General features: G+C 69.4%; 24 protein-coding genes. 16 read left to right on the plus strand and 8 right to left on the minus strand.

Annotated elements, in window-relative coordinates; translation table 11 throughout:
* Positions 1-2 precede the first annotated feature (2 nt).
* Positions 3-566, plus strand: a complete 564-nt coding sequence (locus tag Bsp3421_RS32690) for a barstar family protein (protein WP_252982145.1) — start codon at positions 3-5, stop codon at positions 564-566.
* Between the two features lie 86 nt (positions 567-652).
* Here Bsp3421_RS32690 and Bsp3421_RS32695 read toward each other — a convergent pair whose 3' ends face one another.
* The 3 genes from Bsp3421_RS32695 to speE are packed head-to-tail and all read right to left on the minus strand — an operon-like array spanning position 653 to position 2,737.
* On the minus strand, positions 653-1,417 hold the full coding sequence (locus Bsp3421_RS32695) for a 16S rRNA (uracil(1498)-N(3))-methyltransferase (RefSeq protein ID WP_274001109.1): 765 nt from the start codon (positions 1,415-1,417) through the stop codon (positions 653-655).
* On the minus strand, positions 1,414-1,830 hold the full coding sequence (locus Bsp3421_RS32700; RefSeq protein WP_274001111.1) for a VOC family protein: 417 nt from the start codon (positions 1,828-1,830) through the stop codon (positions 1,414-1,416). The genes Bsp3421_RS32695 and Bsp3421_RS32700 overlap by 4 nt, the downstream gene beginning before the upstream one ends.
* Before the next feature lie 49 nt (positions 1,831-1,879).
* A complete protein-coding gene (gene speE / locus Bsp3421_RS32705; protein ID WP_274001112.1) occupies positions 1,880-2,737 on the minus strand; it encodes a polyamine aminopropyltransferase in 858 nt (285 codons plus the stop codon).
* Between the two features lie 259 nt (positions 2,738-2,996).
* Between speE and tkt the strand changes: the two genes are divergently transcribed.
* Together tkt and gap are read left to right on the plus strand one after the other, a co-directional pair.
* Positions 2,997-5,024, plus strand: a complete 2,028-nt coding sequence (tkt, locus tag Bsp3421_RS32710) for a transketolase (protein WP_274001113.1) — start codon at positions 2,997-2,999, stop codon at positions 5,022-5,024.
* A gap of 105 nt (positions 5,025-5,129) precedes the next feature.
* Entirely contained in the window at positions 5,130-6,140 is a 1,011-nt protein-coding gene (gap, locus tag Bsp3421_RS32715; RefSeq protein WP_274001115.1) for a type I glyceraldehyde-3-phosphate dehydrogenase, read from the plus strand.
* A gap of 96 nt (positions 6,141-6,236) precedes the next feature.
* Here the strand turns inward: gap and Bsp3421_RS32720 are convergent, their stop codons facing one another.
* The 3 genes from Bsp3421_RS32720 to Bsp3421_RS32730 all read right to left on the minus strand — a co-directional run bounded on the left by Bsp3421_RS32720 (position 6,237) and on the right by Bsp3421_RS32730 (position 8,710).
* A complete protein-coding gene (locus tag Bsp3421_RS32720; RefSeq protein ID WP_274001117.1) occupies positions 6,237-7,430 on the minus strand; it encodes an MFS transporter in 1,194 nt (397 codons plus the stop codon).
* A gap of 98 nt (positions 7,431-7,528) precedes the next feature.
* Positions 7,529-7,996, minus strand: coding sequence for a cyanase (gene cynS / locus Bsp3421_RS32725; RefSeq protein ID WP_274001119.1), 468 nt, complete (start codon positions 7,994-7,996; stop codon positions 7,529-7,531).
* Positions 7,997-8,050: 54 nt separating this feature from the next.
* Positions 8,051-8,710, minus strand: coding sequence for a carbonic anhydrase (locus tag Bsp3421_RS32730; RefSeq protein WP_274001120.1), 660 nt, complete (start codon positions 8,708-8,710; stop codon positions 8,051-8,053).
* Between the two features lie 124 nt (positions 8,711-8,834).
* Between Bsp3421_RS32730 and cynR the strand changes: the two genes are divergently transcribed.
* Positions 8,835-9,713, plus strand: coding sequence for a transcriptional regulator CynR (cynR, locus tag Bsp3421_RS32735; protein ID WP_274001121.1), 879 nt, complete (start codon positions 8,835-8,837; stop codon positions 9,711-9,713).
* A gap of 12 nt (positions 9,714-9,725) precedes the next feature.
* Here cynR and Bsp3421_RS32740 read toward each other — a convergent pair whose 3' ends face one another.
* Positions 9,726-10,418 carry a FadR/GntR family transcriptional regulator gene (locus Bsp3421_RS32740; protein ID WP_274001122.1) on the minus strand — a complete coding sequence of 231 codons (693 nt, stop codon included), beginning with the start codon at positions 10,416-10,418 and terminating at the stop codon, positions 9,726-9,728.
* Between the two features lie 243 nt (positions 10,419-10,661).
* On the opposite strand from Bsp3421_RS32740, the gene Bsp3421_RS32745 reads away from it, so the two are divergent.
* The 3 genes from Bsp3421_RS32745 to Bsp3421_RS32755 are packed head-to-tail and all read left to right on the plus strand — an operon-like array spanning position 10,662 to position 13,572.
* Entirely contained in the window at positions 10,662-11,990 is a 1,329-nt protein-coding gene (locus tag Bsp3421_RS32745; protein WP_274001123.1) for a C4-dicarboxylate transporter DctA, read from the plus strand.
* A 44-nt stretch (positions 11,991-12,034) separates the two neighbouring features.
* Positions 12,035-13,045 (plus strand): allantoicase, encoded by a 1,011-nt coding sequence (alc, locus tag Bsp3421_RS32750; RefSeq protein ID WP_274001124.1) that lies wholly within the window; start codon positions 12,035-12,037, stop codon positions 13,043-13,045.
* Positions 13,046-13,056: 11 nt separating this feature from the next.
* Entirely contained in the window at positions 13,057-13,572 is a 516-nt protein-coding gene (locus Bsp3421_RS32755) for an ureidoglycolate lyase (protein WP_274001126.1), read from the plus strand.
* Positions 13,573-13,674: 102 nt separating this feature from the next.
* Here Bsp3421_RS32755 and fur read toward each other — a convergent pair whose 3' ends face one another.
* On the minus strand, positions 13,675-14,103 hold the full coding sequence (gene fur / locus Bsp3421_RS32760; RefSeq protein ID WP_274001128.1) for a ferric iron uptake transcriptional regulator: 429 nt from the start codon (positions 14,101-14,103) through the stop codon (positions 13,675-13,677).
* Between the two features lie 154 nt (positions 14,104-14,257).
* Here fur and Bsp3421_RS32765 point away from each other — a divergent pair, with 154 nt between their 5' ends.
* The 9 genes from Bsp3421_RS32765 to Bsp3421_RS32805 all read left to right on the plus strand — a co-directional run bounded on the left by Bsp3421_RS32765 (position 14,258) and on the right by Bsp3421_RS32805 (position 23,341).
* Positions 14,258-15,046, plus strand: coding sequence for an outer membrane protein assembly factor BamE (locus tag Bsp3421_RS32765; RefSeq protein ID WP_274001129.1), 789 nt, complete (start codon positions 14,258-14,260; stop codon positions 15,044-15,046).
* A 60-nt stretch (positions 15,047-15,106) separates the two neighbouring features.
* Complete coding sequence (dapB, locus tag Bsp3421_RS32770; protein WP_274001131.1) at positions 15,107-15,913, plus strand: 4-hydroxy-tetrahydrodipicolinate reductase; 807 nt, start codon at positions 15,107-15,109, stop codon at positions 15,911-15,913.
* Positions 15,914-15,924: 11 nt separating this feature from the next.
* Entirely contained in the window at positions 15,925-16,596 is a 672-nt protein-coding gene (locus Bsp3421_RS32775) for a MotA/TolQ/ExbB proton channel family protein (RefSeq protein WP_274001133.1), read from the plus strand.
* 25 nt (positions 16,597-16,621) lie between these two features.
* Positions 16,622-17,059, plus strand: coding sequence for an ExbD/TolR family protein (locus tag Bsp3421_RS32780; RefSeq protein WP_274001135.1), 438 nt, complete (start codon positions 16,622-16,624; stop codon positions 17,057-17,059).
* Between the two features lie 146 nt (positions 17,060-17,205).
* Positions 17,206-19,800: a leucine--tRNA ligase gene (gene leuS, locus Bsp3421_RS32785; protein WP_274001137.1), complete on the plus strand. Its 2,595-nt coding sequence runs from the start codon at positions 17,206-17,208 to the stop codon at positions 19,798-19,800.
* Positions 19,801-19,822: 22 nt separating this feature from the next.
* Positions 19,823-20,377: an LPS-assembly lipoprotein LptE gene (locus Bsp3421_RS32790; RefSeq protein WP_274001138.1), complete on the plus strand. Its 555-nt coding sequence runs from the start codon at positions 19,823-19,825 to the stop codon at positions 20,375-20,377.
* Positions 20,378-20,417: 40 nt separating this feature from the next.
* Positions 20,418-21,506, plus strand: a complete 1,089-nt coding sequence (holA, locus tag Bsp3421_RS32795) for a DNA polymerase III subunit delta (RefSeq protein WP_274001140.1) — start codon at positions 20,418-20,420, stop codon at positions 21,504-21,506.
* Between the two features lie 122 nt (positions 21,507-21,628).
* Entirely contained in the window at positions 21,629-22,900 is a 1,272-nt protein-coding gene (locus tag Bsp3421_RS32800) for a glutamate-5-semialdehyde dehydrogenase (protein WP_274001141.1), read from the plus strand.
* Positions 22,901-22,918: 18 nt separating this feature from the next.
* Complete coding sequence (locus tag Bsp3421_RS32805) at positions 22,919-23,341, plus strand: CopD family protein (RefSeq protein ID WP_274001142.1); 423 nt, start codon at positions 22,919-22,921, stop codon at positions 23,339-23,341.
* The last annotated feature ends 46 nt before the right edge of the window (positions 23,342-23,387 follow it).

The following is a 23,387-nucleotide window of genomic DNA, read 5'->3' on the forward strand; positions in this document are numbered from 1 at the left end:
GCATGAGCGACACCATCTACGCGCACGATACGTCGGCGGCGGATCTGTTCGCTGCCGGCGACGGCAACCTGTTTCAGCGCGTCATGCAGAAGCTGCATGCGGGCGCGCACGTCGGCAGTGCGCCGGCGGATGAAGCGAGCCCCGGGCTTTCAGCCAATGAGGAGCCTATGAGCCTTTTCAAGACCGTGCGACCGAACCTCGTGCAGTCGATCCGCGCGTTCCGCGTGCAGGATCTCGCTGACGAAGCGAATCAGCTCGGCCAGCATTTCCTGTATGCGTACTGCGGGAATGCGCAATCGAAGCAGGAAGTGCTGGAGACGATCGCGACCTCGTTCCTGTTTCCGAAGCATTTCGGCAAGAACTACGACGCGCTCTACGATTGCCTGACCGACCTCGTGCACAAGGCGGGCGCGCAGCCCGGCTTCGTGATCGTGCTCGAGGCGCTGCCGATCGCGCAGAAGTTCGACAAGGAAGGCCGCGAGACGCTGCTCGACGTGTTCCGCGAGGCCGCGGAATTCTGGGCCGAGCGCAAGGTCGCGTTCCGCGTGTTCTACTCGTTCGCGTAAGCGGGCGGGCGCCGCCGCGCCGCGCTCCTTCGAAGGCCCGCTTGTCCGCGGGCCTTTTCACATGCACATCGGGCCGCCGCCGGCGGCTACCAGCCGCCCCAGCGCGCGGCCAGCGCGGCCAGCATCGCGATGCCGGCCGTCTCGGTGCGCAGCACGCGCGCGCCGAGCAGCAGCGACGTAAAGCCGCAGCCGCGCGCGGCCTCCTCTTCGTCCGGCGACAGGCCGCCTTCCGGTCCGATCAGCAGCGTCACCTCGCCCGTCGGCGCATCGGCCGGCAATTGCGCGAAGCCGATGCTCGCGCGCGGCGACAGCATCAGCCGAAGTTCTCCGGGAGCGGGCTCGGCCGGCAGCTGCGCGAGCCAGGACGTGAGGTCGCGCACCGGCGCGACCTCGGGCAGGCGGTTGCGGCCGCACTGTTCGCAGGCGGCGCGCACGATGCCGCGCCAGTGCGCGACGCGCTTCTCGGCGCGCTCGCCCGACAGGCGCACGACGCCGCGCGCGGTCGACAGCGGCGCGACGCGCGCGACGCCCAGCTCCACGGCCTTCTCGATCAGCCAGTCCATCTTGTCGCCGCCCGCGATGCCTTGCGCGAGCATGATCCGGTAGGGCGCCTCGGCCTCGCGCGGCGAGAACGCGCCGATCCGCACGAGCGCGTCGCGCTTGCCGACTTCGATCAACTCGGCGTCGAACTGCCCGCCCGCGCCGTTGAACAGCGCAAGCCGTTCGCCCGGCGCGACGCGCAGGACCTGTACGTGGCGCGCGACGTCGGCGGGCAGCGCGAGCGTGGCGCCTTCCTGCAGCGCGAGATCGACGTGAAGGCGCGGCACCGACGCGGTGCTGGCGGCCGTCATGCGCGCAGATGGCGGGCGAGCGCCCACCGGTAGCCGTCGGGATCCTCGATCTGCGCGAAGCGATCGCCCCAGAACTGGTCCTGCGGCGCGCTCACGCCGGTCGCGCCCGCGTCGAGCGCGCGCTGATAGACCGCGTCGACGTCGTCGACATACAGATAGAACGACTGCGGCGCGGGGGCGCCGGCGGAGCGCGGCGAGCGGGCCGTGGTGCCGAACGCGCCTTCCGGCGCGAACATCAGCACCTGCTGGCCGCGATACGACATCTCCGCATGCATGATCGCGCCGTCCTCGTCGATCAGTTCGCGGGTGTCGAAGCCGAAGGCCGCGTGATAAAACGCGAGCGCGGCCTGCGCGCTGCGCACCGTCAGGTACGGGGTCAACCAGGGGACGCCGGCCGGACGTGGGTCGGTCATGGGTGTTTCTCCAATGGAGCGGCCGGGCCGCATCAAGATGGAACGCGGGTCAGCGCTGAATCCCGAGTGTATCGCGCAGCGGATGCGGCAGCGCGAACAGCGCCGGATGCAGGCGGGCGTCGTAGTAGCGCAGGCCGTCGATCTGCCGTTCGGCGAGCCGTTCCGCGACATCGTGCGCGAACAGCGCAGCCGCGTCGAGCGCGTCGCTCGCGATCGCCATCAGCCAGGGCGAGCCGTACAGCGGCACGCTCGCGCACAGCGGCGTCACCACCGCGAAGGCGGCGCGCAGGTCGGCGAGCAGCGCGCCGATGCGCGCCGCGTGGAACCAGGGCGAGCCGAGGTGGACCGACAGCGTGCCCTGCGGCGTCAGGATCCGCTTCAGGCGCGCGTAGAACGCCGGCGTGTACAAGCCCGCGGCCGGCGAATCGGGCGGCGTGAGATCGAACACGACGAGATCGAAATGTTCGCAGGCGGCGTCGACGTAGCGGGCGGCGTCGCCGATCACGAGTTCGACGCGCGGATCGTCGAGCGCGCCCTGGTGCACCGCGTCGAGGTAGCGCCGCGCCATCCGCACGACGTCCGGATCCAGTTCGGCGATCACGATCCGCTCGATGCCCGGATGCTTGAGCAACTGGCGGGCCGCGCCGCCGTCGCCGCCGCCCAGCACGAGCGCCTTGCGCGGCGCGGGGTGCGCGAGCGCGGCCGGATGCGTCATGCATTCGTGATAGATGAATTCGTCGCCGACCGAGGTCATCGGCCGGTCGTCGAGCGTCAGCAAGCGGCCGAGCTGCGGCGTGTCCCAGACCTCGATGCGCTGGAACGGCGAGACGACCCGCGCGAGCCGCCGCGCGTTCGGGAAGCCGTAGACGGTGTCGGGAGTCGGATGGAAAAGCAGCGTGGTGCGCACGAAAGGACGGGGGCGAGGCGGCGGACGGTTCCGATTCCTGAATTATAGAAGGCGACCCCGCGACCCGGAAAGCGGGTCGGATGCCCGCGCCGATCAAGGCGGCGCGCGGGGCATCTGATAAAATGCGTGGCTTTGCAGCCCTGTCCGTTTGCTCGTCCGCTTCGCGTCCCTCCGGCGCCGCACCGCGCGCCGGGACCGGCTGTCCAGCGAGCTTCCGGATGCCGCACCCCGTTTTTTCGACTCGTTCTCCGGACTCGACATGACGACCTCGTCTCCCGCCTCAACCTCCCTGATGGCCAACGCCATCCGCGCGCTCGCGATGGATGCCGTCCAGCAAGCCAACTCCGGTCACCCGGGCATGCCGATGGGCATGGCCGAAATCGGCGTCGCGCTGTGGTCGCGCCACCTCAAGCACAATCCGGCGAACCCGCACTGGGCCGACCGCGACCGCTTCGTGCTGTCGAACGGCCACGGCTCGATGCTGCTGTACGCGCTGCTGCACCTGACGGGCTACGACCTGCCGATCGAGGAGCTGAAGAACTTCCGCCAGCTGCACTCGAAGACCCCGGGCCACCCGGAATACGGCATCACGCCGGGCGTCGAGACGACCACCGGCCCGCTGGGCCAGGGCCTCGCCAACGCGGTCGGGATGGCGCTCGGCGAAGCGCTGATGGCCGCCGAGTTCAACCAGGCCGATGCGAAGATCGTCGACCACCACACCTATGTGTTCCTCGGCGACGGCTGCCTGATGGAAGGCATCTCGCACGAGGCCTGCTCGCTCGCGGGCACGCTGAAGCTCAACAAGCTGATCGCGCTGTACGACGACAACGGCATCTCGATCGACGGCGACGTCGTCAACTGGTTCCACGACGACACGCCCAAGCGCTTCGAGGCATACGGCTGGAACGTGATCCCGAACGTGAACGGTCATGACGTCGACGCGGTCGACGCGGCGATCGCCAAGGCGAAGCTGTCGGACAAGCCGACGATCATCTGCTGCAAGACGGTGATCGGCAAGGGCGCGGCGACCAAGGCGGGCGGCCACGACGTGCACGGCGCGGCGCTCGGCGCGGAGGAGATCGCGAAGACGCGCGAGGCGCTCGGCTGGAAGTGGGCGCCGTTCGTGATTCCGCAGGAAGTCTATGCGGCGTGGAACGCGAAGGAAGCGGGCGCGCGCACCGAGCACGACTGGGATGCGGCGTTCGCGCAGTACCGCGCGAAGTATCCGCAGCAGGCGGCCGAATTCGAGCGCCGCATGGCGAACCGGCTGCCGGCCGACTGGGCCGAGAAGGCGGCCGCGATCATCGCGGGCGCGAACGAGCGCGCCGAGACGGTCGCGACCCGCAAGGCGTCGCAGCAGGCGATCGAGGGCCTCGCGGCCGCGCTGCCCGAGCTGCTCGGCGGCTCGGCCGACCTGACGGGTTCGAACCTGACCAACTGGAAGGCGTCGAAGGCGGTCCGCGCGAACACGGAAGGCCCGGGCGTGCAGTACGGCAATCACATCAACTACGGCGTGCGCGAGTTCGGCATGAGCGCCGCGATCAACGGCCTCGCGCTGCACGGCGGCCACAAGCCGTTCGGCGGCACCTTCCTGACCTTCTCCGACTACAGCCGCAACGCGCTGCGCGTGGCCGCGCTGATGAAGGTGCCGTCGATCTTCGTGTTCACGCACGATTCGATCGGCCTCGGCGAGGACGGCCCGACGCACCAGTCGATCGAGCAGGTCTCGAGCCTGCGGCTGATCCCGAGCCACGACGTCTGGCGTCCGGCCGACACGGTCGAGACGGCGGTGGCGTGGACCCACGCGATTGCCGCGGATCGCCCGTCGAGCCTGATCTTCAGCCGCCAGAACCTGGCCTTCAATCCGCGCACCGACGCGCAGATCGCGAACATCGAGAAGGGCGGCTACGTGCTGCGCGACTGGGACGAGGAGATCGTCGCGCGCAAGATCATCCTGATCGCGACCGGCTCGGAAGTCGAGCTGGCGATGAAGGCGGTCGAGCCGCTCGCGCAGCAAGGGATCGCCGCGCGCGTCGTGTCGATGCCGGCCACCACGGTGTTCGATCGCCAGGACGCCGAGTACCGCGAGCGCGTGCTGCCGCACGGCGTGCGCCGCGTCGCGATCGAAGCCGGCGTGACGAGCTTCTGGCACAAGTACGTCGGCCTCGAAGGCGGCGTGGTCGGGATCGACACGTTCGGCGAATCGGCGCCGGCCGGCGTGCTGTTCAAGCATTTCGGCTTCACGGTCGAGCACGTCGTCGAGACGGCCAAGGCGACGCTCGCGTAAGCGGCCGCCCCGCCTCCACCCCATTGCGCGCGGCGGGCGGCCCCACGCCCGCCGCGCGACGTGAAGCTGCACGAAACGAATTTTTTCAGCCATCAGGAGATAGACATGACGATCCGCGTTGCAATCAACGGATACGGCCGCATCGGCCGCAACACGCTGCGCGCGTTCTATGAAAACGGCAAGAAGCACGATCTCGAGATCGTCGCGATCAACGACCTGGGCGATGCGAAGACCAACGCGCACCTGACCCAGTACGACACCGCGCACGGCAAGTTCCCGGGCGACGTGTCGGTCGACGGCGACTACCTGGTCGTCAACGGCGACAAGATCCGCGTGCTGGCGAACCGCAACCCGGCGGAACTGCCGTGGGGCGAGCTGGGCGTCGACGTCGTGCTCGAGTGCACGGGCTTCTTCACGACCAAGGAAAAGGCCGGCGCGCACCTGAAGGGCGGCGCGAAGAAGGTGATCATCTCGGCGCCGGGCGGCAAGGACGTCGACGCGACGATCGTCTACGGCGTGAACCACAACGTGCTGAAGGCCGAGCACACCGTGATCTCGAACGCATCGTGCACGACGAACTGCCTCGCGCCGCTCGTCAAGCCGCTGAACGACAAGATCGGCCTCGAAACGGGCCTGATGACGACGATCCACGCGTACACGAACGACCAGGTGCTGACGGACGTCTATCACGAAGACCTGCGCCGCGCGCGTTCGGCCACGCACAGCCAGATCCCGACCAAGACGGGCGCCGCCTCGGCGGTCGGCCTCGTGCTGCCGGAACTGAACGGCAAGCTCGACGGCTACGCGATCCGCGTCCCGACCATCAACGTGTCGATCGTCGACCTGTCGTTCATCGCGAAGCGCGACACGACGGTCGAGGAAGTCAACGCGATCATGAAGGAAGCATCGGAAGGCGCGCTGAAGGGCATCCTCGGCTACAACGACGCGCCGCTCGTGTCGATCGACTTCAACCACAACCCGGCGTCGTCGACCTTCGACGCGACGCTGACCAAGGTGTCGGGCCGTCTCGTGAAGGTGTCGAGCTGGTACGACAACGAGTGGGGTTTCTCGAACCGCATGCTGGACACCGCGATCGCGCTCGCGAACGCGAAGTAAGCCCGCCGCGCCGTCCGGCCGCCGCATGCGCGGCGCGCCGGCGCGCGGATCCGCCCGGCCCGGCTGCCCGCCGCGCCGGGCTTTTTTTCGTCCGCGCTAGGACGTCGCGCGGCGCGCGCCGAGGCGCTGCGATGCGCCCCACAGCGCGACGAGGCCGCCCGCGATGAGCGCGCCCGTGATGCATACGCCGCGCCAGCCGTCGGCGCCGAACGCGGCGCTCGCCGCGCCCGAGCCGAGCGCGCCGCCGATGAAATAGCTGGTCAGGTAGATCGTCGTCACGCGGCTGCGCGCGTCGCCGGCGATCGCGTAGATCACGCTCTGGTTCGAGATGTGCAGACCCTGCACGCCGACGTCGAGCAGCAGGATGCCGGCGATCAGCGCCGCGAGCGAATGCGCGCCGGCCGCGATCAGCGCGAACGAGGCGAGCACGGCGGCCGCGAACAGCCCGGTCGCCGCATTGCCGTGGCCGCGGTCGACGAGCCGTCCCGCCGAGGTCGCGGCGAGCGCGCCCACCGCGCCGACGATCCCGAACAGGCCGATGCGGCCTTCCGAATACCCATACGGCGGCTGGCTCAGCAGGAAGGTGAGCGCGGTCCACAACAGGCTGAAGCAGGCGAACACCAGCGCGCCGTAGGCGGCGCGCAGCGCGATCAGCGGCTGCGCGCGCACCAGCGCGACGAGCGAGCGCAACAGCGCCGGATAGTCGACGCGCGCGTCGCGGCGGTCCTGCGGCAGCCTGGCCGCGAGCACGCACGCGAGCGCGGCCACCAGCAGCGCGGCGACCACGTAGACCGCGCGCCAGCCGAAGCCGTCCGCGAGGGCGCCCGACACGACGCGCGCGAGCAGGATGCCGAGCAAGAGGCCGCTCATCACGGTACCGACCGCGCGGCCGCGCGAGCGCGCGTCGGCGAGCGAGGCCGCGAACGGCACCAGCAGCTGCGTCGAGCAGGTGACGAAGCCGAGCGCGACGTGCGCGCCGACGAACCACGCATAGCGGGTGCTGAACGCGACCGCGAGCAGTGCGATCACGTTGGCGGCGAGCAGCCGCACGATCAGGGTGTGCCGGTTGAGCACGTCGCCGAGCGGCACGACGAACAGCAGGCTGGCCGCGTAGCCGAGCTGGGTCAGCGTGACGAGGTAGCCGAGTTCGGCCGTCGTGCGGCCGAAGCTGTGCGCGATCGCGGCGAGCAGTGGCTGAGCGTAATAGAGATTGCCGATCACGATGCCGCACGCGCAGGCGAACAGCAGCGTCATGCCGCGGGTCAGCGGCGCGGGGGAGGGAGAGGACATGGACGCGTGGCGAATGAAGAGACGGGGCGGCCGCCCGGCCATGCGGACCGGGCGGGACGAGGTTCGACGGCGCGAGGCGGGCGGCGCGCCCGCCGCGTTCAGAACGGCCGGGTCGGCAGGTACTTGCCGTCGAGCGTGATGACCGCGCGCGAGCCGCCTTCGGGGTCGTCGACCTTCTTGATGTCGAGCTTGAAGTTGATCGCGCTGATGATGCCGTCGCCGAACTGCTCGTGCACGAGCGCCTTCAGCGTCGTGCCGTAGACCTGCAGGATCTCGTAGAAGCGGTAGATGGTCGGATCGGTCGGCACGCCGTCCGGGATGCTGCCGCGCAGCGGGATCGTCTGCAGCAGGCGGACGTCGTCGTCGTTCAGGCCGAGCCGCTGCGCGACGCGTTGCGCGGCCTCGGCGGGCAGGGCGTGCTGGCCGAGCAGCGCGGCGGTGACGAACGCGATGCTCAGCCCCGTGCCTTCGTTGATCTGCTCGAAGCTCAGGTTCAGGCGTGTCTTCGCGTCGATGATGCGCTCGGTCAGGGCGGCGCGGGCGGTCTGGCTGTGCTGGGATTGCATCGTGGCTCCTCGTGGGTGAGTGAAGGGTGAACGGTGAAACGTGAAACGCGAGGCTCAGGCCGCGGCGTGGAGCGGCGGCGGCGTGGCGTGAACCCGGGGATGCTCGGCGAGCGCGACGAAGCGTCGCGTCGCGCCGTCGAGCGCCTGGATCGCACCGGTTTCGATGTCGTAGATCCAGCCGTGCAGCATGACGCGCCCCTGTTCGAGCGCGAGCCGGACCGCGGGGTGGGTCGCGAGGTTCGCGAGCTGGGCGACCACGTTGTCGCGCACCATCGCGTCGACCCGCGTGCGCTCGTCCGGATAATCGCGCGCGCCGTGCACGGCCTTCGCGGCGTCCGCGTGGCGCAGCCAGCCGCGCACCGCGGGCAGGTGGTCGAGGCAGCGGCAGGTGGCGAGCGCCGTCATCGCGCCGCAGTCGGAGTGGCCGCAGACCACGATGTCCGCGACGCCGAGCACCGCGACCGCATATTCGACCGAGGCCGACACACCGCCCGGCTCGGGGCCGTAGGACGGCACGATGTTGCCGGCGTTGCGGATCACGAACAGGTCGCCGGGCTCGCGCTGCGTGACCAGCTCGGGCACGAGCCGGCTGTCCGAGCACGAGATGAACAGCGCGCGCGGCTGCTGGCTGGCCGCGAGGCGGCGGAACAACGCGGAGCGCGCGGGAAACGCGTCGCGCTGGAACTTCAGGAAACCCTCGATGATGTCTTGCACGCTGACCTCCAGGACGGGAATCGGTAACGGGTGGATAGAGCATGCGGGAATCCAGTCATAGCGTCCAAGACCGGTTTATTATTGTTTGTATAGGCAGAACCAATACCTCTAACCCGGACGCGCCATGCTGCTCAGACACATCCGCTATTTCCTCGCGGTCGCGGAACACGGCAATTTCACGCGCGCGGCCGACGCGCTGCACGTCTCGCAACCCACGCTGTCGCAACAGATCCGCCAGCTCGAGGACGCCCTCGGCGTGCCGCTGTTCGACCGTTCGGGGCGCGGCGTGCGTCTCACGGAATTCGGCGAGGTGTACCTGCGGCACGCGCGTGCGGCGTTGCGCCAGCTCGATGCGGGGCGGCGCGCGCTGCACGATGTGGAGGACCTGCAAAGCGGCTCGCTGCGGCTCGCGATGACGCCGACCTTCACCGCCTATCTGGTCGGGCCGCTCGTCGAGCGCTTCCACGCGCGCTATCCGAAGCTCACGCTGTCGATCCGCGAGATGCCGCAGGAGCAGATCGAGGCGCTGCTGCTCGAGGACGAACTCGATCTCGGCTTCGCGTTCGAGCCGGTCCAACTCGCCGACATCGACGCCCAGCCGTTGTGGGAGGAGGCGCTCGCGCTGGTGGCCGGCCCGGGCCATCACCAGGCGCGCCGGCAGCGGCCGCTCGCGCCGGCGGATCTGGCCGACGAGCCGCTGATCCTGCTGAGCCGCGCCTTCGCGACCCGCGTGAACATCGACCAGTATTTCGCCGCGCACGGGGTCGCGCCGCGCGTGGCGATCGAGGTCGAATCCTTGAATGCGCTGCTCGAGATCGTCGGCGGCGACCGGCTCGCGACCGTGCTGCCCGCCGCGGTCGCCGCGCGCCACGCGGGGCTCAGCGTGGTCGAGCTGACGCCGTCGCTGCCGCGCCGTACCGCGGCGCTGCTGACGCGGCGCGGCGCGTACCGCAGCGCGGCCGCGCGCGCGCTGGTCGCATGCCTGGAGGCGCTGGCGCTCTAGCGCGCCGCCGCTTCAGCGGTCCGGGGTCGGGAAGTGCACGCCGGCGCGCTGCGCGGCGTTCGTGATGTGCGCCTCGATCGCGCGCCCGGCGGCGGCGGGTTCGCGCGCGAGCAGCGCGTCGAGGATCGCGCGATGCTCGTGATAGGTCGACTGCATCAGCTCGCGCCGGTAGAACGGCATGCGCTGGCTTTCCTTCATGATGTCGGCGCTGCCGCGCAGGATCGACTCGATCGCCGCGTTGCCGGCCAGGCTCACGATCCGCATGTGGAACTCGAAGTCGAGCTGCGACGCCTCGTCGAGCGCCTGGTTCGCGAGCGCGATCTGCAGCGCGGCGAGATTGTCCTCGAACCAGGCGAGGTCGTGGTCGCTGACCGCGAGCGCCGCCATCCGCGCGGCGAAGCCTTCGAGCGCGTAGCGCATCTGGTAGGTGTCGGGCGGCGACGACTGCTCGGCGAAGCGCCACGCATGGGCGACGCCCGCCTGCGCGCTCTCGACATAGACGCCCTTGCCGGGCCGGATCGTCAGCATGCCGAGCGCTTCGAGCGTGGTCAGCGCCTCGCGCAGCGAGGCGCGGCTGATCGCCAGCTCCTCGGACAGCTGGCGCTGCGCGGGCAGCAGGCAGCCGACGGGGTAGACGCCGGTCTCGATCCGGTCGCGGATCGTGGCGATGGCGGCGTCGGTCACGGTGTGCGGAACGTTCTTCATGAAGGCAGGGAGTCGGCGGTCTGACCGGCATTGTAATCCGGTGGCCGCCAAGCGCCGCCGGGGTTCGGGAAAGCGATGATTCAACAGGCTTTTTTCGGACGAATATTGCTTGGCGGCACGCGGGTAATCCCTGAATTTTGCTGGCTTGACGCGACTATATCGGCTTCCTACTATCGTCCATAACATCACTGGTCCGACCAGTATGAACAGACGATTCCGCAACCGCTGGAATGGGAGAACGCCGTGTCGAAGTTTCTCAATTCGCTGTTTGGCCGGGTGGTCATCGCCCTGGTGATCGGGGTGGCGCTCGGTGCGTTCTTCCCGCATTTCGCGCAGTCGCTGCGGCCGCTCGGCGACGGTTTCCTGAAGCTGATCAAGATGGTGATCGGGCCGATCGTGTTCTGCGTGGTGGTCGGCGGGATGGCGAACGCGGGCGACCTGAAGAAGGTCGGTCGGGTCGGGCTGAAGGCCGTGATCTATTTCGAGGCGATGACCACCATCGCGCTCGGGATCGGCATCCTGCTCGCGTGGCTCACGCGGCCCGGCGCGGGCATGAACGTCGATCTCCATTCGCTCGACCCGGCCTCGCTCGCCGACTACGCGCGCAACGCGCAGAGCCTGAAGGACACGGCCGGCTACCTGCTCAAGATCATCCCGGACACCGCGTTCGATGCGTTCGCGCGCGGCGACATCCTGCAGATCCTCGTGTTCGCGGTGCTGTTCGGCTCGGCGCTGTCGCTGCTCGGCGAGCGCGCGCAGCGCGTCAACGCGCTGATCGAGGAGTTGTCGGGCGTGTTCTTCCGCGTGATGGGCTTCATCATCAAGCTCGCGCCGCTCGGCGTGCTCGGCGCGATCGCGTTCACGACCGGCAAGTACGGCGTCGCCTCGCTGAAGCAGCTCGGGATGCTGGTCGTGGTGTTCTACGCGAGCTGCGCGATCTTCGTCGCGGTGGTGCTCGGCCTCGTGATGCGGCTCGCGGGCTTCAGCGTGTTCAAGCTGATCCGCTATCTGCGCGAGGAGCTGTCGATCGTGCTCGGCACCGCCTCGTCGGACGCGGTGCTGCCGCAGGTGATGCGCAAGCTCGAATGGATGGGCATCAAGGATTCCACGGTCGGCCTCGTGATCCCGACCGGCTACTCGTTCAATCTCGACGGCTTCTCGATCTACCTGACGCTCGCGGTGCTGTTCATCGCCCAGGCCACCAACACGCCGCTGTCGATGCACGACCTGCTGGTGGTGCTGCTGGTGTCGCTCGTGACCTCGAAGGGCGCGCACGGGATCCCGGGCTCGGCGATCGTGATCCTGGCCGCGACGCTGTCCGCGATTCCGGCGATCCCGGTGCTCGGCCTCGTGCTGATCCTGCCGGTCGACTGGTTCGTCGGGATCGCCCGCGCGCTGACCAACCTGCTCGGCAACTGCGTCGCGACGGTGGTGGTCGCGGTCTGGGAGCGCGATATCGACCGCGCCCGCGCGCACCGCGTGCTGAACCAGGAGCTGCGCTATGTGCCGTCGGGTGACGAAGCCGCGCCGGCGGGCGCGCTCGCGGGCGGCGACCACGCGCCCGCGCATTGAACGCCCCCCAACCATTCCTTCCTCAGAACGATTCAGGAGACGCCATGGCTGCCCCGATGCTGGACCCGAACGCGCCCGCGTTCACGCGCCGCTACATGAACCTCGCCGATCCGCGCCTGGGCGCGCAGGCGCTGTTCGCGAGCGACGAGTTCTTCGCGCCGAAGGAGCGGATGCTCAACCCGGAGCCGGCGGTGTTCATCCCCGGCAAGTACGACGATCACGGCAAGTGGATGGACGGCTGGGAGACGCGCCGCAAGCGCACGACCGGCCACGATTTCTGCGTGCTCAGGCTGGCCCGGCCGGGCGTCGTGCACGGGGTCGATCTCGACACCAGCCACTTCACCGGCAATTTCCCGCCGGCCGCGTCGATCGACGCGTGCGTGTCGGATGCCGAGACGCCGCCGGACGACGCCGACTGGCAGGTGCTGGTGCCCGCGACCACGCTGCAGGGCAACAGTCACCACTATGTCGAGGTCGACGACGCGCGGCCGTACACGCACCTGCGCGTGAACCTGTACCCGGACGGCGGGCTCGCGCGGCTGCGCGTGTACGGCCAGCCGCAGCGCGACTGGAGCCGGGCGGCGCGCGGCGAGGCGGTCGATCTCGCGGCGATCGAGAACGGCGCCTACCTGGTCGCCGCGAACAACCAGCATTTCGGGCCCGCCTCGCAGATGCTGATGCCGGGGCGCGGCGCGAACATGGGCGACGGCTGGGAAACCCGCCGCCGCCGCGAGCCGGGCAACGACTGGGCGATCATCGCGCTCGCGCGGCCGGGCGTGATCCGTCGGGTCGAGGTGGATACCGCGCACTTCAAGGGAAATTTCCCCGACCGCTGCTCGCTGCAGGCGGCGCGCGTCGCGGGCGGCACCGACGATTCGCTCGTCACCCAGGCGATGTTCTGGCCGGTGCTGCTGGGCGAGCAGCCGCTCCAGATGGACCATGTGCACGTGTTCGACAGCCTGCTCGCGGCGCTCGGCCCCGTGACCCACGTGCGCTTGAACATCTACCCGGACGGCGGCGTGTCGCGGCTGCGTCTGTGGGGCGATCCGGCTTGACGGCGGCGGCGATGGACACGCGGCGCATCCTGCGCATCGAGCCGCTGACGCGGGCGGCGTTCGCGCCGTTTGGCGACGTCATCGAACTGGAGGGCGCGCGCCGCTTTCCGATCAATGGCGGCACGACCGAGCGCTTCCACGATCTCGCGTCGATCGACGTGGCCGACGCAGGCGGACGGCCGCTCGTGAGCCTGTTCCGCGCGCAGCCGCGCGCGGAACCGATCGAGATCTCGATGATGGAGCGCCATCCGCTCGGCAGCCAGGCGTTCATTCCGCTCGCGGCGGTCGCGCGCTATGCGATCGTCGTCGCGCCGGCGGGCGGATTCGAGCCGGCGCGCCTGCGCGCCTTCATGGCCGAGGGCTGGCAGGGGGTGAATTACGCGAAGGGCGTCTGGCACCATCCGCTCCTCGCGCTCGACCGGGTCAGCGATTTTCTGGTCGTCGACCGCGGCGGCGGCCAGCCGAACTGCGACGAAATCGCGCTCGACGGGCCGTGGCGGCTCGTCGGCGGCGCGGCGCCCGCCTGAGCGGGGCGGGGGCAGGAACGTCACGAAAAGAAAAAAACCCGGTCGGCACGAGCCTGACCGGGTTTTTTTTCGGCAGCGCGCAGGCGCGGCTTTCTGTAAGCTTCAGTGCTTGCGATGCGGGCAGTTTTCCGTCGTGCAGGTGCCGTACATCGCGAGCGAATGTTCCTGCAGCTTGAAGCCGCGCTCCTTCGCGATCGACTGCTGGCGGCTTTCGATCTCCGCGTCGAAGAATTCCTCGACCCGGCCGCAATCGAGGCAGACCAGGTGGTCGTGGTGCGAGCCTTCGTTCAGCTCGAACACGGCCTTGCCGGATTCGAAGTTGCTGCGCGACAGCAGGCCCGCCTGCTCGAACTGCGTGAGTACGCGGTAGACCGTGGCGAGGCCGATGTCCAGCTCTTCGTGCAGCAGATTGCGATAGACGTCTTCTGCGGTCAGGTGGCGTACCGGGCTCTGCTGGAAAATTTCGAGAATTTTGAGGCGCGGTAGGGTGGCCTTCAGCCCGATATTTTTGAGATCGGTCGGATTGGTCATGGCTAGGCATCCCTAGAGTACAATGCAGGGCTCTAATAGTACCGGCTTTTAGCCGTTTCAGTCATCAGTGACAAAACTCGCGCGGCCTGCGCAACGGGCCAGCACGGTGAGGGACATGATTCCAACATCTCTTTTGCATTTTCAGCGGAACCGCATGCGGAGTGCCATCCTCGCCGCCGCCGCAGTTGCCGCGCTGGCCGGTTGCTCGTCGTACGACAGCGTCACGCAGCGCATCGCGCAAAGCATCACGCCGTATCGCATCACGGTTGTGCAGGGTAATTTCGTGTCGCAGGAAAAGGCCGCGCAGCTGCAGGCCGGCATGACGCGGGATCAGGTGCGCGCCTTGCTCGGTACGCCGCTCCTGGCCGACATGTTCCATGCGGACCGCTGGGATTACATCTTCTATTTCAAGCGCGGCTCGACGTCCGTCGTGCAGCAGCGCGATCTCGTGCTGACCTTCGGCGGCGACCGCCTCGCCAGCTGGACGGGCGGCGACAACCTGCCGTCCGAGCTCGAGCTGCTCGCCGACATCGACGGCGACAAGCGCGGCAAGAAGGCCAAGGCGGCCGCGCTGGCCGCGGCGAGCGGCGCGCAGGCGACGGCGGCCCAGCCGGCCGCCGCGCCGCAGCCGCAGGATCTCTCGAACGACGCGAACGAGCAGGCGGCCCGCGCGGCGAACCGCGCGACCAGCCAGGTCTCGGGCCAGGGCTCGGTGGGCGGCGGCCGCTTCGCGCCGTCCACGCAGACGGCGCCGAACGCGCCGACCCCGGGCGGGATGCCGCCCGGCGCGAGCCCGGCGATCCAGCCGCAATTCCAGTTCCATCGCCCCGCCCAGCCGGTGCCGAGCGACGCGGGGCAGCCGGTCGGCCCGCGCAGCACCGATACGCTGCCGAACCAGCCGCTCACCACGCCTGCCTCGGGCGCGGCGGGCACGGGCGGCTGAGCCGGCGTTCCATGATTGTCGGGCGGCGCGGCCGCCCGTCTTTTTTGCAGCAGGTAGCGCATGTCGTCGTACAACATTGCCATTGCAGGAGCGTCGGGCCGCATGGGCCGGATGCTGATCGAAGCGGTCCTGAACGATCCCGACGCACGGCTCGTCGGCGCGCTCGACCGTACGGGTTCGCCGCAGCTCGGCCAGGACGCGGGCGCGTTCCTCGGCAAGGACACCGGTATCGTGCTGACCGACGATCTCGAGCGCGTCAGCGCGGAGGCCGACTACCTGATCGATTTCACCCGTCCGGAAGGCACGCTCGTGCATCTCGAGGCCGCGCTGCGCCACGGCGTGAAGCTCGTGATCGGCACGACCGGCTTCACCGACGCGCAGAAGGCCACGCTCAAGGCCGCGGCCGAGCGGATCGGCATCGTGTTCTCGGCCAACATGAGCGTTGGCGTGAACGTCACGCTGAAGCTGCTCGAAATGGCCGCGCGGCAGTTCGCGCAGGGCTATGACATCGAGATCATCGAGGCGCACCACCGCCACAAGGTCGACGCGCCGTCCGGCACCGCGCTGATGATGGGCGAGGCGGTCGCAGGCGCGCTCGGGCGCTCGCTCGACGCCTGCGCGGTGTACGACCGTCACGGCGTGACGGGCGAGCGCGATCCGTCGACGATCGGCTTCTCGGCGATCCGCGGCGGCGACATCGTCGGCGATCACACGGTGCTGTTCGCCGGCACCGGCGAGCGCATCGAGATCACCCACAAGTCGTCGAGCCGGGTGTCGTACGCGCAGGGTTCGCTGCGCGCGGTGCGCTTCCTCGCGGACCGGCCGACCGGCCTGTTCGACATGCAGGACGTGCTCGGCCTGCGCTGATCCATCCACCGATGGCGACCCCGACCGGCATTCTCCATTACCTCGACAGCGGCGACGCGGTCACGCACGCGGTCGCCTACCTGCTGCTCGCGATGTCGGTCGCGAGCTGGTGCTTCCTGCTCGTGAAGGCCTGGGTGCTGGTGCGCGCGAAGCGCCAGGGCCCGGCCGCGCTCGCCGCGTTCTGGCACGCGTCCACGCTCGACGACGGGATCGCCGCGCTGCGCGCGGCGGATCGCGAGCGGGTGTTCGCGCCGCTCGCCGAGGCCGCGCGCGACGCGGCGGCGGCCCGCGACGCCGAGCCGCAGGCGCTCGCGGCGCGCGTCGAGCGCGGCGAACGCGTGCTGCGCGCGCTGCGTCACGCGCTGCGCCGCTCGCAGCGCCGGCTCGAATTCGGCCAGGTGCTGCTCGCGTCGATCGGCAGCACGGCGCCGTTCGTCGGGCTGCTCGGCACCGTCTGGGGCATCTACCACGCGCTCGGCAGCATCGCGGCGAGCGGCCAGGCGCAGATCGAGAACGTCGCGGGGCCGGTCGGCGAGGCGCTGATCATGACCGCGTTCGGGCTCGTCGTCGCGATTCCTGCCGTGCTGGCCTACAACATCCTCGGCCGGCTCGTGCGCCAGCTCGTCGAGGATCTCGACGGCTTCGCGCGCGACCTGCACGTATTCGTCTGCGGCGAGGCCTGAGCGGCCCGCGCGCACGGAGATTGCCATGGCATTCGGCGGCCTCGACCACCAGGACACGGCGGCGCCGATCGCGGACATCAACATGACGCCGCTGATCGACGTGATGCTCGTGCTGCTCGTGATCTTCATCCTGACCGCGCCGCTCCTGACCCACGCGATCCGGCTCGATTTGCCGAAGGTCGCGGCCGCGCCGTCGCGCGACACGCCCGAGGTGATCACGCTGTCGATCGACGGCGCGGGGCGGCTGTTCTGGAACGACGAACCCATCGCGTCCGACGCGCTCGCCGCGCGCTTCCGCGCGGCGGCGGCGGGCGCCGCCGCGCCCGAGCTGCGCCTGCGCGCCGAGCGCTCGACCCGCTACGAGACGATCGCGCAGGTGATGGGCGCCGCGCAGCAGGCGGGCCTTTCACGCATCGGCTTCGTGACCGAGCCGCCGGCCGCGCCGGCTCCGGCGTCGCGCTGAGCGCGGATTCGCCGCACGGGCGGCCGTGCCGGCCGGCGCGGACGGTATAATCGACGTTTTCCCCGCCCGCCGGGGATGCGCGACTTTCGATCCACTCCGCCGCGTGCGCCAGGCGCGCGCCGCTCCAAGCCTAGTCCGACCACACCATGCACGAAAGATACGTACCCGCCGACGTTGAAGCCGCCGCCCAGAGCGACTGGCGCGCAGTCGATGCCTACAAGACGACGGAAGACTCGCAGAAGCCGAAGTTCTACTGCGTGTCGATGCTGCCGTACCCGTCAGGCAAGCTGCACATGGGGCACGTGCGTAACTACACGATCAACGACGTGATGTACCGCTACCTGCGCATGAACGGCTACAACACGCTGATGCCGATGGGCTGGGACGCGTTCGGGATGCCGGCGGAGAACGCGGCGATGGCGAACGGCGTGCCGCCCGCGCAGTGGACCTACGACAACATCGCGTACATGAAGAAGCAGATGCAGTCGATGGGCCTCGCGGTCGACTGGTCGCGCGAGGTCACGACCTGCAAGCCGGATTACTACCGCTGGAACCAGTGGCTGTTCCTCAAGATGCTCGAGAAGGGCATCGCGTACAAGAAGACCGGCACCGTCAACTGGGATCCGGTCGACCAGACCGTGCTCGCGAACGAGCAGGTGATCGACGGGCGCGGCTGGCGCTCGGGCGCGCTGATCGAGAAGCGCGAGATCCCGATGTACTACATGCGCATCACGCAGTACGCGGACGAGCTGCTGAACGACCTCGACGGCCTCGGCTGGCCCGAGCGCGTGAAGCTGATGCAGCAGAACTGGATCGGCAAGAGCTTCGGCGTGAACTTCGGCTTCCCGTACGAGCTGGACGGCGAGCGCAAGTTGTTGCGCGTGTTCACGACCCGCGCGGACACGATCATGGGCGTGACCTTCTGCGCGATCGCGGCCGAGCACCCGCTCGCGACCCGGCTCGCGCAGGATCGCCCCGAGCTGCTCGCGTTCATCGACGAATGCAAGCGCGGCGGTGTCGCGGAAGCCGACATGGCGACGATGGAGAAGAAGGGCGTCGCGACGGGCTTCGAGGTCAGCCACCCGCTGACGGGCGAGCCGGTCGAGGTGTGGATCGGCAACTACGTGCTGATGAGCTACGGCGAGGGCGCCGTGATGGGCGTGCCCGCGCACGACGAGCGCGATTTCGCGTTCGCGCGCAAGTACGGCCTGCCGATCAAGCAGGTGATCGCGGTCGAGGGCGAGACCTATTCGACCGAGGCCTGGCAGGAGTGGTACGGCGACAAGGACGCCGCCGCGTGCGTGAACAGCGGCAAGTACGACGGCCTCGGCTATGCGGCGGCCGTCGACGCGGTCGCGGCCGACCTGAAGGCGGGCGGCTTCGGCGACAAGCAGGTGACCTGGCGCCTGCGCGACTGGGGCATCTCGCGCCAGCGCTACTGGGGCACGCCGATCCCGATCATCCACTGCCCGTCGTGCGGCGACGTGCCGGTGCCCGAGGCGGACCTGCCCGTCGTGCTGCCCGAGGATCTCGTGCCGGACGGCTCGGGCAATCCGCTCGCGAAGTCGGAGGCGTTCGTCAACTGCGCGTGCCCGAAGTGCGGCGCGGCGGCGAAGCGCGAGACCGACACGATGGACACCTTCGTCGATTCGTCGTGGTATTTCTCGCGCTACGCGGCGCCGGATGCGACGAGCATGGTCGACGCCCGCACCGACTACTGGATGCCGATGGACCAGTACATCGGCGGCATCGAGCACGCGATCCTGCATCTGTTGTATTCGCGCTTCTGGACCAAGGTGATGCGCGACCTCGGCCTCGTCAAGTTCGGCGAGCCGGCGAAGAACCTGCTCACGCAGGGCATGGTGCTGAACGAAACCTTCTACCGCGAAGACGCGGCCGGCAAGAAGACCTGGTACAACCCGGACGACGTCACGGTGTCGCATGACGACAAGGGCCGGCCCGTCGGCGCGGTGCTCAATGCCGACGGCCAGCCGGTCGTGCTGGGCGGCATCGAGAAGATGTCGAAGTCGAAGAACAACGGCGTCGATCCGCAGGTGCTGATCGACCAGTACGGCGCCGACACCGCGCGCCTGTTCACGATGTTCGCGGCGCCGCCCGAGCAGCAGCTCGAGTGGTCGGGCGCGGGCGTCGAGGGCGCGAGCCGCTTCCTGCGCCGGGTGTGGAGCTTCGGCATCGCGAACGAGGCGGCGCTGCGCGCGCGCGGGTCGTTCGACGCCGCGCAGCTCGGCGACGCCGACAAGGCGCTGCGCCGCGAGATCCACAGCGTGCTGAAGCAGGCGGATTTCGACTACCAGCGCCTGCAGTACAACACGGTCGTGTCGGCCGCGATGAAGATGCTGAACGCGCTCGACGGCGCCAAGGGCGCGACGCCCGCGGTGCTGCGCGAGACCTACAGCGTGCTGCTGCGCGTGCTGTACCCGGTGGTGCCCCACGTCACGTACCAGCTGTGGCGCGAGCTGGGCTATGCGGACGAATCGGGCGCGCTGCTCGACGCGGCCTGGCCGAAGGTCGACGAAGCGGCGCTCGAGCAGGCCGAGATCGAACTCGTGCTGCAGGTGAACGGCAAGGTGCGCGGCGCGCTGACGGTCGCGAAGGACGCGAGCCGCGAAGCGATCGAGGCGGCCGCGCTGGCCGACGAGAGCGTCGTGAAGTTCGGTGAAGGCAAACCGGCGAAGAAGATCATCGTCGTGCCGGGCCGGCTTGTGAACGTCGTCGTCTGACAACGAACCAGAAGGAGCGAAGGTGATCCGCAGATCGTTTCTGATGCTCGCGGGCAGCGCTGTGCTGCTGTCCGCGTGCGGTTTCCAGCTGCGCGGGCAGCAGAACTACGTGTTCAAGCGCCTCGCGGTGACGGGCGCGCCGCCTGCCGTGGCGGCGCGGCTCACGCGCATGATCCAGGGCGGCAGCGATACCGTGATCGTCAAGACGGTCGCGGAAGCGGACGCGGTGCTGGGGGTCTCCGAATCGCGCGGCCAGAGCACGCTGACGCTCGACCGATACGGTTCTGTCCAGGAATACCAGCTGAACTACTCGTTGAACTACACGCTGACGAATCGCGACGGCGCGGTGCTGATCGCGCCGAGCGTGATCGCGCTGAATCGCGCGATGACGTACAACGCGCAGTTCACGAACGCGAAGGCGCAGGAAGCCGACATCCTGTTCGCGGACATGCAGAACGACGCGGTCGACCAGCTGATGCGCCGCTTCGCGATCGTCCGCACGCTGGAGCCGGCCGGGCCGGAGGACGCGGTGCCGGGCGTCGCGCCACGCGCGCCGCTGCCGCCGCCGCCGCTGTAAAGCGAGCGGCGTCTTTTCGACCGACCGAAGCCACGAACCGATGCAATTGCGACTGGACGCACTCGAGCCGCACCTCGCGAAGGGGCTCGCCGCACTGTATGTCGTGTACGGCGACGAGCCGCTGCTCGCGCAGGAGGCGTGCGACCGCATCCGCGCGGCCGCGCGCGCGGCCGGCTTTACCGAACGCAACGTGTTTACCGTCGAGCGCAGCTTCGACTGGAGCACGCTCCTGGGCGCGAGCCAGTCGATGTCGCTGTTCGGCGAGCGGCAGCTCGTCGAGCTGCGGATTCCGTCGGGCAAGCCGGGCAAGGACGGCGCCGAGGCGCTCAAGGCGCTCGCGGCCGCCGGCAATCCCGATGTGCTGACGCTCGTCACGCTGCCGCGGCTCGATGCCGCGACGCAGAAGTCCGCGTGGTTCACCGCGCTCGCGAATGGCGGCGCCGCGCTCAAGATCGACCCGGTCGAGCGCGCGCAGCTGCCGAACTGGATCGGTCAGCGGCTCGGCCTGCAGGGGCAGCGCGCCCCGGCGGGCGAGGAAGGGCGCCGCGCGCTGCAGTTCATCGCGGAGCGCGTCGAGGGCAACCTGCTGGCCGCGCACCAGGAAATCCAGAAGCTCGGCCTGCTCTATCCGCAGGGCGCGCTCACGCTCGAACAGATCCAGGACGCGGTGCTCAACGTCGCGCGCTACGACGTGTTCAAGCTCAACGAGGCGATGCTCGCGGGCGACGCGGGCCGGCTCGCGCGCATGATCGACGGCCTGAAGGGCGAGGGCGAGGCGCTCGTGCTGGTGCTGTGGGCGGTCGTCGAGGAATTGCGCACGCTGCTGCGGATCAAGCGCGGCGTGGCGGCAGGCAAGCCGCTCGCTGTGCTGGTGCGCGAGAACCGCGTATGGGGGCCGCGCGAGCGGCTGATCGGGCCGGCGCTCGCACGCGTGTCGGAGCGCGTGCTCGAACAGGCGCTGGCGTTCGCCGCGCGGCTCGATCGTCAGGTCAAGGGCCTGTCCGGCGCCGCGCCGCACGGTCGCGACGCGCCGCCGCCGGACCCGTGGGACGGCCTGTTCCAGCTGGCCATGACGGTGGCGGGCGCGCAGGCCGCGCCACCGGCTGCGGCATCGCGTCGCCCGGGCTGAGCGGGCTTCGCGCGACGCGCTTACAATCGCGATAGCGACGGCGCGCGGGCTGTCCGAAGCCCGCGCCCCTTTCCCCCCAATCGTTTGTGCCGCATGTCGCGGCCCGCCTCTCGAGTTTCACGATGGATATCGATCAATACATGACGGACGTCGGCCGGCGCGCGCGGCACGCCTCGCGCGCGATGGCGCGGGCGTCCACCGCCGCGAAGAACGCGGCGCTTGCCGCGGTCGCGACGGCGATCGAACGCGACGCCGCGGCGCTCAAGGCCGCCAATGCGCGCGATGTCGCGCGCGCGCGCGACAAGGGGCTCGACGCCGCGTTCGTCGACCGCCTCACATTGTCCGACAAGGCGCTCGCGACCATGATCGAGGGCCTGCGCCAGGTCGCCGCGCTGGCCGACCCGATCGGCGAGATCAGCAACCTCAAGTACCGGCCGAGCGGCATCCAGGTCGGCCAGATGCGGGTGCCGCTCGGGGTGATCGGCATCATCTACGAATCACGCCCGAACGTGACGATCGACGCGGCGGCGCTGTGCCTGAAGTCCGGCAACGCGACGATCCTGCGCGGCGGCTCCGAGGCGCTCGAATCGAACACCGCGCTCGCCGGGCTGATCGCCGAAGGGCTGCGCGCGGCCGGCCTGCCCGAGGATGCGGTGCAGGTGGTCGCGACCGCCGACCGCGCGGCGGTCGGCAAGCTGATCACGATGACCGAGTACGTCGACGTGATCGTGCCGCGCGGCGGCAAGAGCCTGATCGAACGCCTGATCAACGAAGCGCGCGTGCCGATGATCAAGCATCTCGACGGCATCTGCCATGTCTATGTCGACGACCGCGCGGATCTCGCCAAGGCGCTGGCCGTGTGCGACAACGCGAAGACGCATCGCTACGGCACCTGCAACACGATGGAGACGCTGCTCGTCGCGCGCGGCATCGCGGCTGCCGTGCTGCCGCCGCTGGGCCGGCTCTATCGCGGCAAGGACGTCGAGCTGCGCGTCGACGCGGCCGCGCGCGCGGTGCTCGCCGAGGCGGGCGTCGGCCCGCTCGTCGACGCGACCGAGGAAGACTGGCGCACCGAGTATCTCGCGCCGGTGCTCGCGATCCGCGTGGTGGACGACCTCGACGCGGCGATCGAGCACATCAATACGTACAGCTCCGCGCATACCGATGCGATCGTCACCGAAGATCACGATCGCGCGATGCGGTTCCTGCGCGAAGTCGATTCGGCGAGCGTGATGGTCAATGCGTCGACGCGTTTCGCGGACGGCTTCGAGTTCGGGCTCGGCGCGGAGATCGGCATCTCGAACGACAAGCTGCATGCGCGCGGGCCGGTCGGGCTCGACGGGCTCACGTCGCTGAAATACATCGTGCTCGGGCACGGTGAAGCGCGTCAATAAGGGGAGGCGAGTCGACCGATGGCCATGCTCTGGGTCAAGACCTTTCATATCGTGCTGATCGCCGCGTGGTTCGCCGGCCTGTTCTACCTGCCGCGCATCTACGTGAACCTCGCGATGGAAACCGAGCCGGCCGCGGTGCGCCGGCTGCTGATCATGGCGCGCAAGCTGTTCCGCTTCATGAGCTTCATCGCGGTGCCGGCGCTCGCGTGCGGGTTGTGGCTGTGGCTCGCGGTCGGCATCGGCCAGGGGCAGGGCTGGGTGCACGCGAAGCTCGCGGTGGTCGTGCTGCTGCTTGTCTACCACGCGTATTGCGGGCACCTGCTGGCGGTGTTCGAGCGCGGCGAGAACCGACGCTCCGACAAGTGGTATCGCGTGTTCAACGAACTGCCGGTGCTCGGCATGCTCGTGGCGGTCGCGCTCGCGGTGATCAAGCCGTTCTGAGCCTGGTTCGTCCCATGTTGTTCAAGGCGGCGCCCGCGGGGCGCCG

This window comes from Burkholderia sp. FERM BP-3421, assembly GCF_028657905.1.
Taxonomy (GTDB): Bacteria; Pseudomonadota; Gammaproteobacteria; order Burkholderiales; family Burkholderiaceae; genus Burkholderia.

Excerpts from the sequence above, each read along its gene's own strand:
- Bsp3421_RS32690 (WP_252982145.1), top strand. The coding sequence starts at position 3 with ATGAGCGACACCATCTACGCGCACGATACGTCGGCGGCGGATCTGTTC.
- Bsp3421_RS32695 (WP_274001109.1), bottom strand. The coding sequence starts at position 1,417 with ATGACGGCCGCCAGCACCGCGTCGGTGCCGCGCCTTCACGTCGATCTC.
- Bsp3421_RS32700 (WP_274001111.1), bottom strand. The coding sequence starts at position 1,830 with ATGACCGACCCACGTCCGGCCGGCGTCCCCTGGTTGACCCCGTACCTG.
- tkt (WP_274001113.1), top strand. The coding sequence starts at position 2,997 with ATGACGACCTCGTCTCCCGCCTCAACCTCCCTGATGGCCAACGCCATC.
- gap (WP_274001115.1), top strand. The coding sequence starts at position 5,130 with ATGACGATCCGCGTTGCAATCAACGGATACGGCCGCATCGGCCGCAAC.
- Bsp3421_RS32720 (WP_274001117.1), bottom strand. The coding sequence starts at position 7,430 with ATGTCCTCTCCCTCCCCCGCGCCGCTGACCCGCGGCATGACGCTGCTG.
- cynS (WP_274001119.1), bottom strand. The coding sequence starts at position 7,996 with ATGCAATCCCAGCACAGCCAGACCGCCCGCGCCGCCCTGACCGAGCGC.
- cynR (WP_274001121.1), top strand. The coding sequence starts at position 8,835 with ATGCTGCTCAGACACATCCGCTATTTCCTCGCGGTCGCGGAACACGGC.
- Bsp3421_RS32740 (WP_274001122.1), bottom strand. The coding sequence starts at position 10,418 with ATGAAGAACGTTCCGCACACCGTGACCGACGCCGCCATCGCCACGATC.
- alc (WP_274001124.1), top strand. The coding sequence starts at position 12,035 with ATGGCTGCCCCGATGCTGGACCCGAACGCGCCCGCGTTCACGCGCCGC.
- Bsp3421_RS32755 (WP_274001126.1), top strand. The coding sequence starts at position 13,057 with ATGGACACGCGGCGCATCCTGCGCATCGAGCCGCTGACGCGGGCGGCG.
- fur (WP_274001128.1), bottom strand. The coding sequence starts at position 14,103 with ATGACCAATCCGACCGATCTCAAAAATATCGGGCTGAAGGCCACCCTA.
- Bsp3421_RS32765 (WP_274001129.1), top strand. The coding sequence starts at position 14,258 with ATGCGGAGTGCCATCCTCGCCGCCGCCGCAGTTGCCGCGCTGGCCGGT.
- dapB (WP_274001131.1), top strand. The coding sequence starts at position 15,107 with ATGTCGTCGTACAACATTGCCATTGCAGGAGCGTCGGGCCGCATGGGC.
- Bsp3421_RS32775 (WP_274001133.1), top strand. The coding sequence starts at position 15,925 with ATGGCGACCCCGACCGGCATTCTCCATTACCTCGACAGCGGCGACGCG.
- Bsp3421_RS32780 (WP_274001135.1), top strand. The coding sequence starts at position 16,622 with ATGGCATTCGGCGGCCTCGACCACCAGGACACGGCGGCGCCGATCGCG.
- leuS (WP_274001137.1), top strand. The coding sequence starts at position 17,206 with ATGCACGAAAGATACGTACCCGCCGACGTTGAAGCCGCCGCCCAGAGC.
- holA (WP_274001140.1), top strand. The coding sequence starts at position 20,418 with ATGCAATTGCGACTGGACGCACTCGAGCCGCACCTCGCGAAGGGGCTC.
- Bsp3421_RS32800 (WP_274001141.1), top strand. The coding sequence starts at position 21,629 with ATGGATATCGATCAATACATGACGGACGTCGGCCGGCGCGCGCGGCAC.
- Bsp3421_RS32805 (WP_274001142.1), top strand. The coding sequence starts at position 22,919 with ATGGCCATGCTCTGGGTCAAGACCTTTCATATCGTGCTGATCGCCGCG.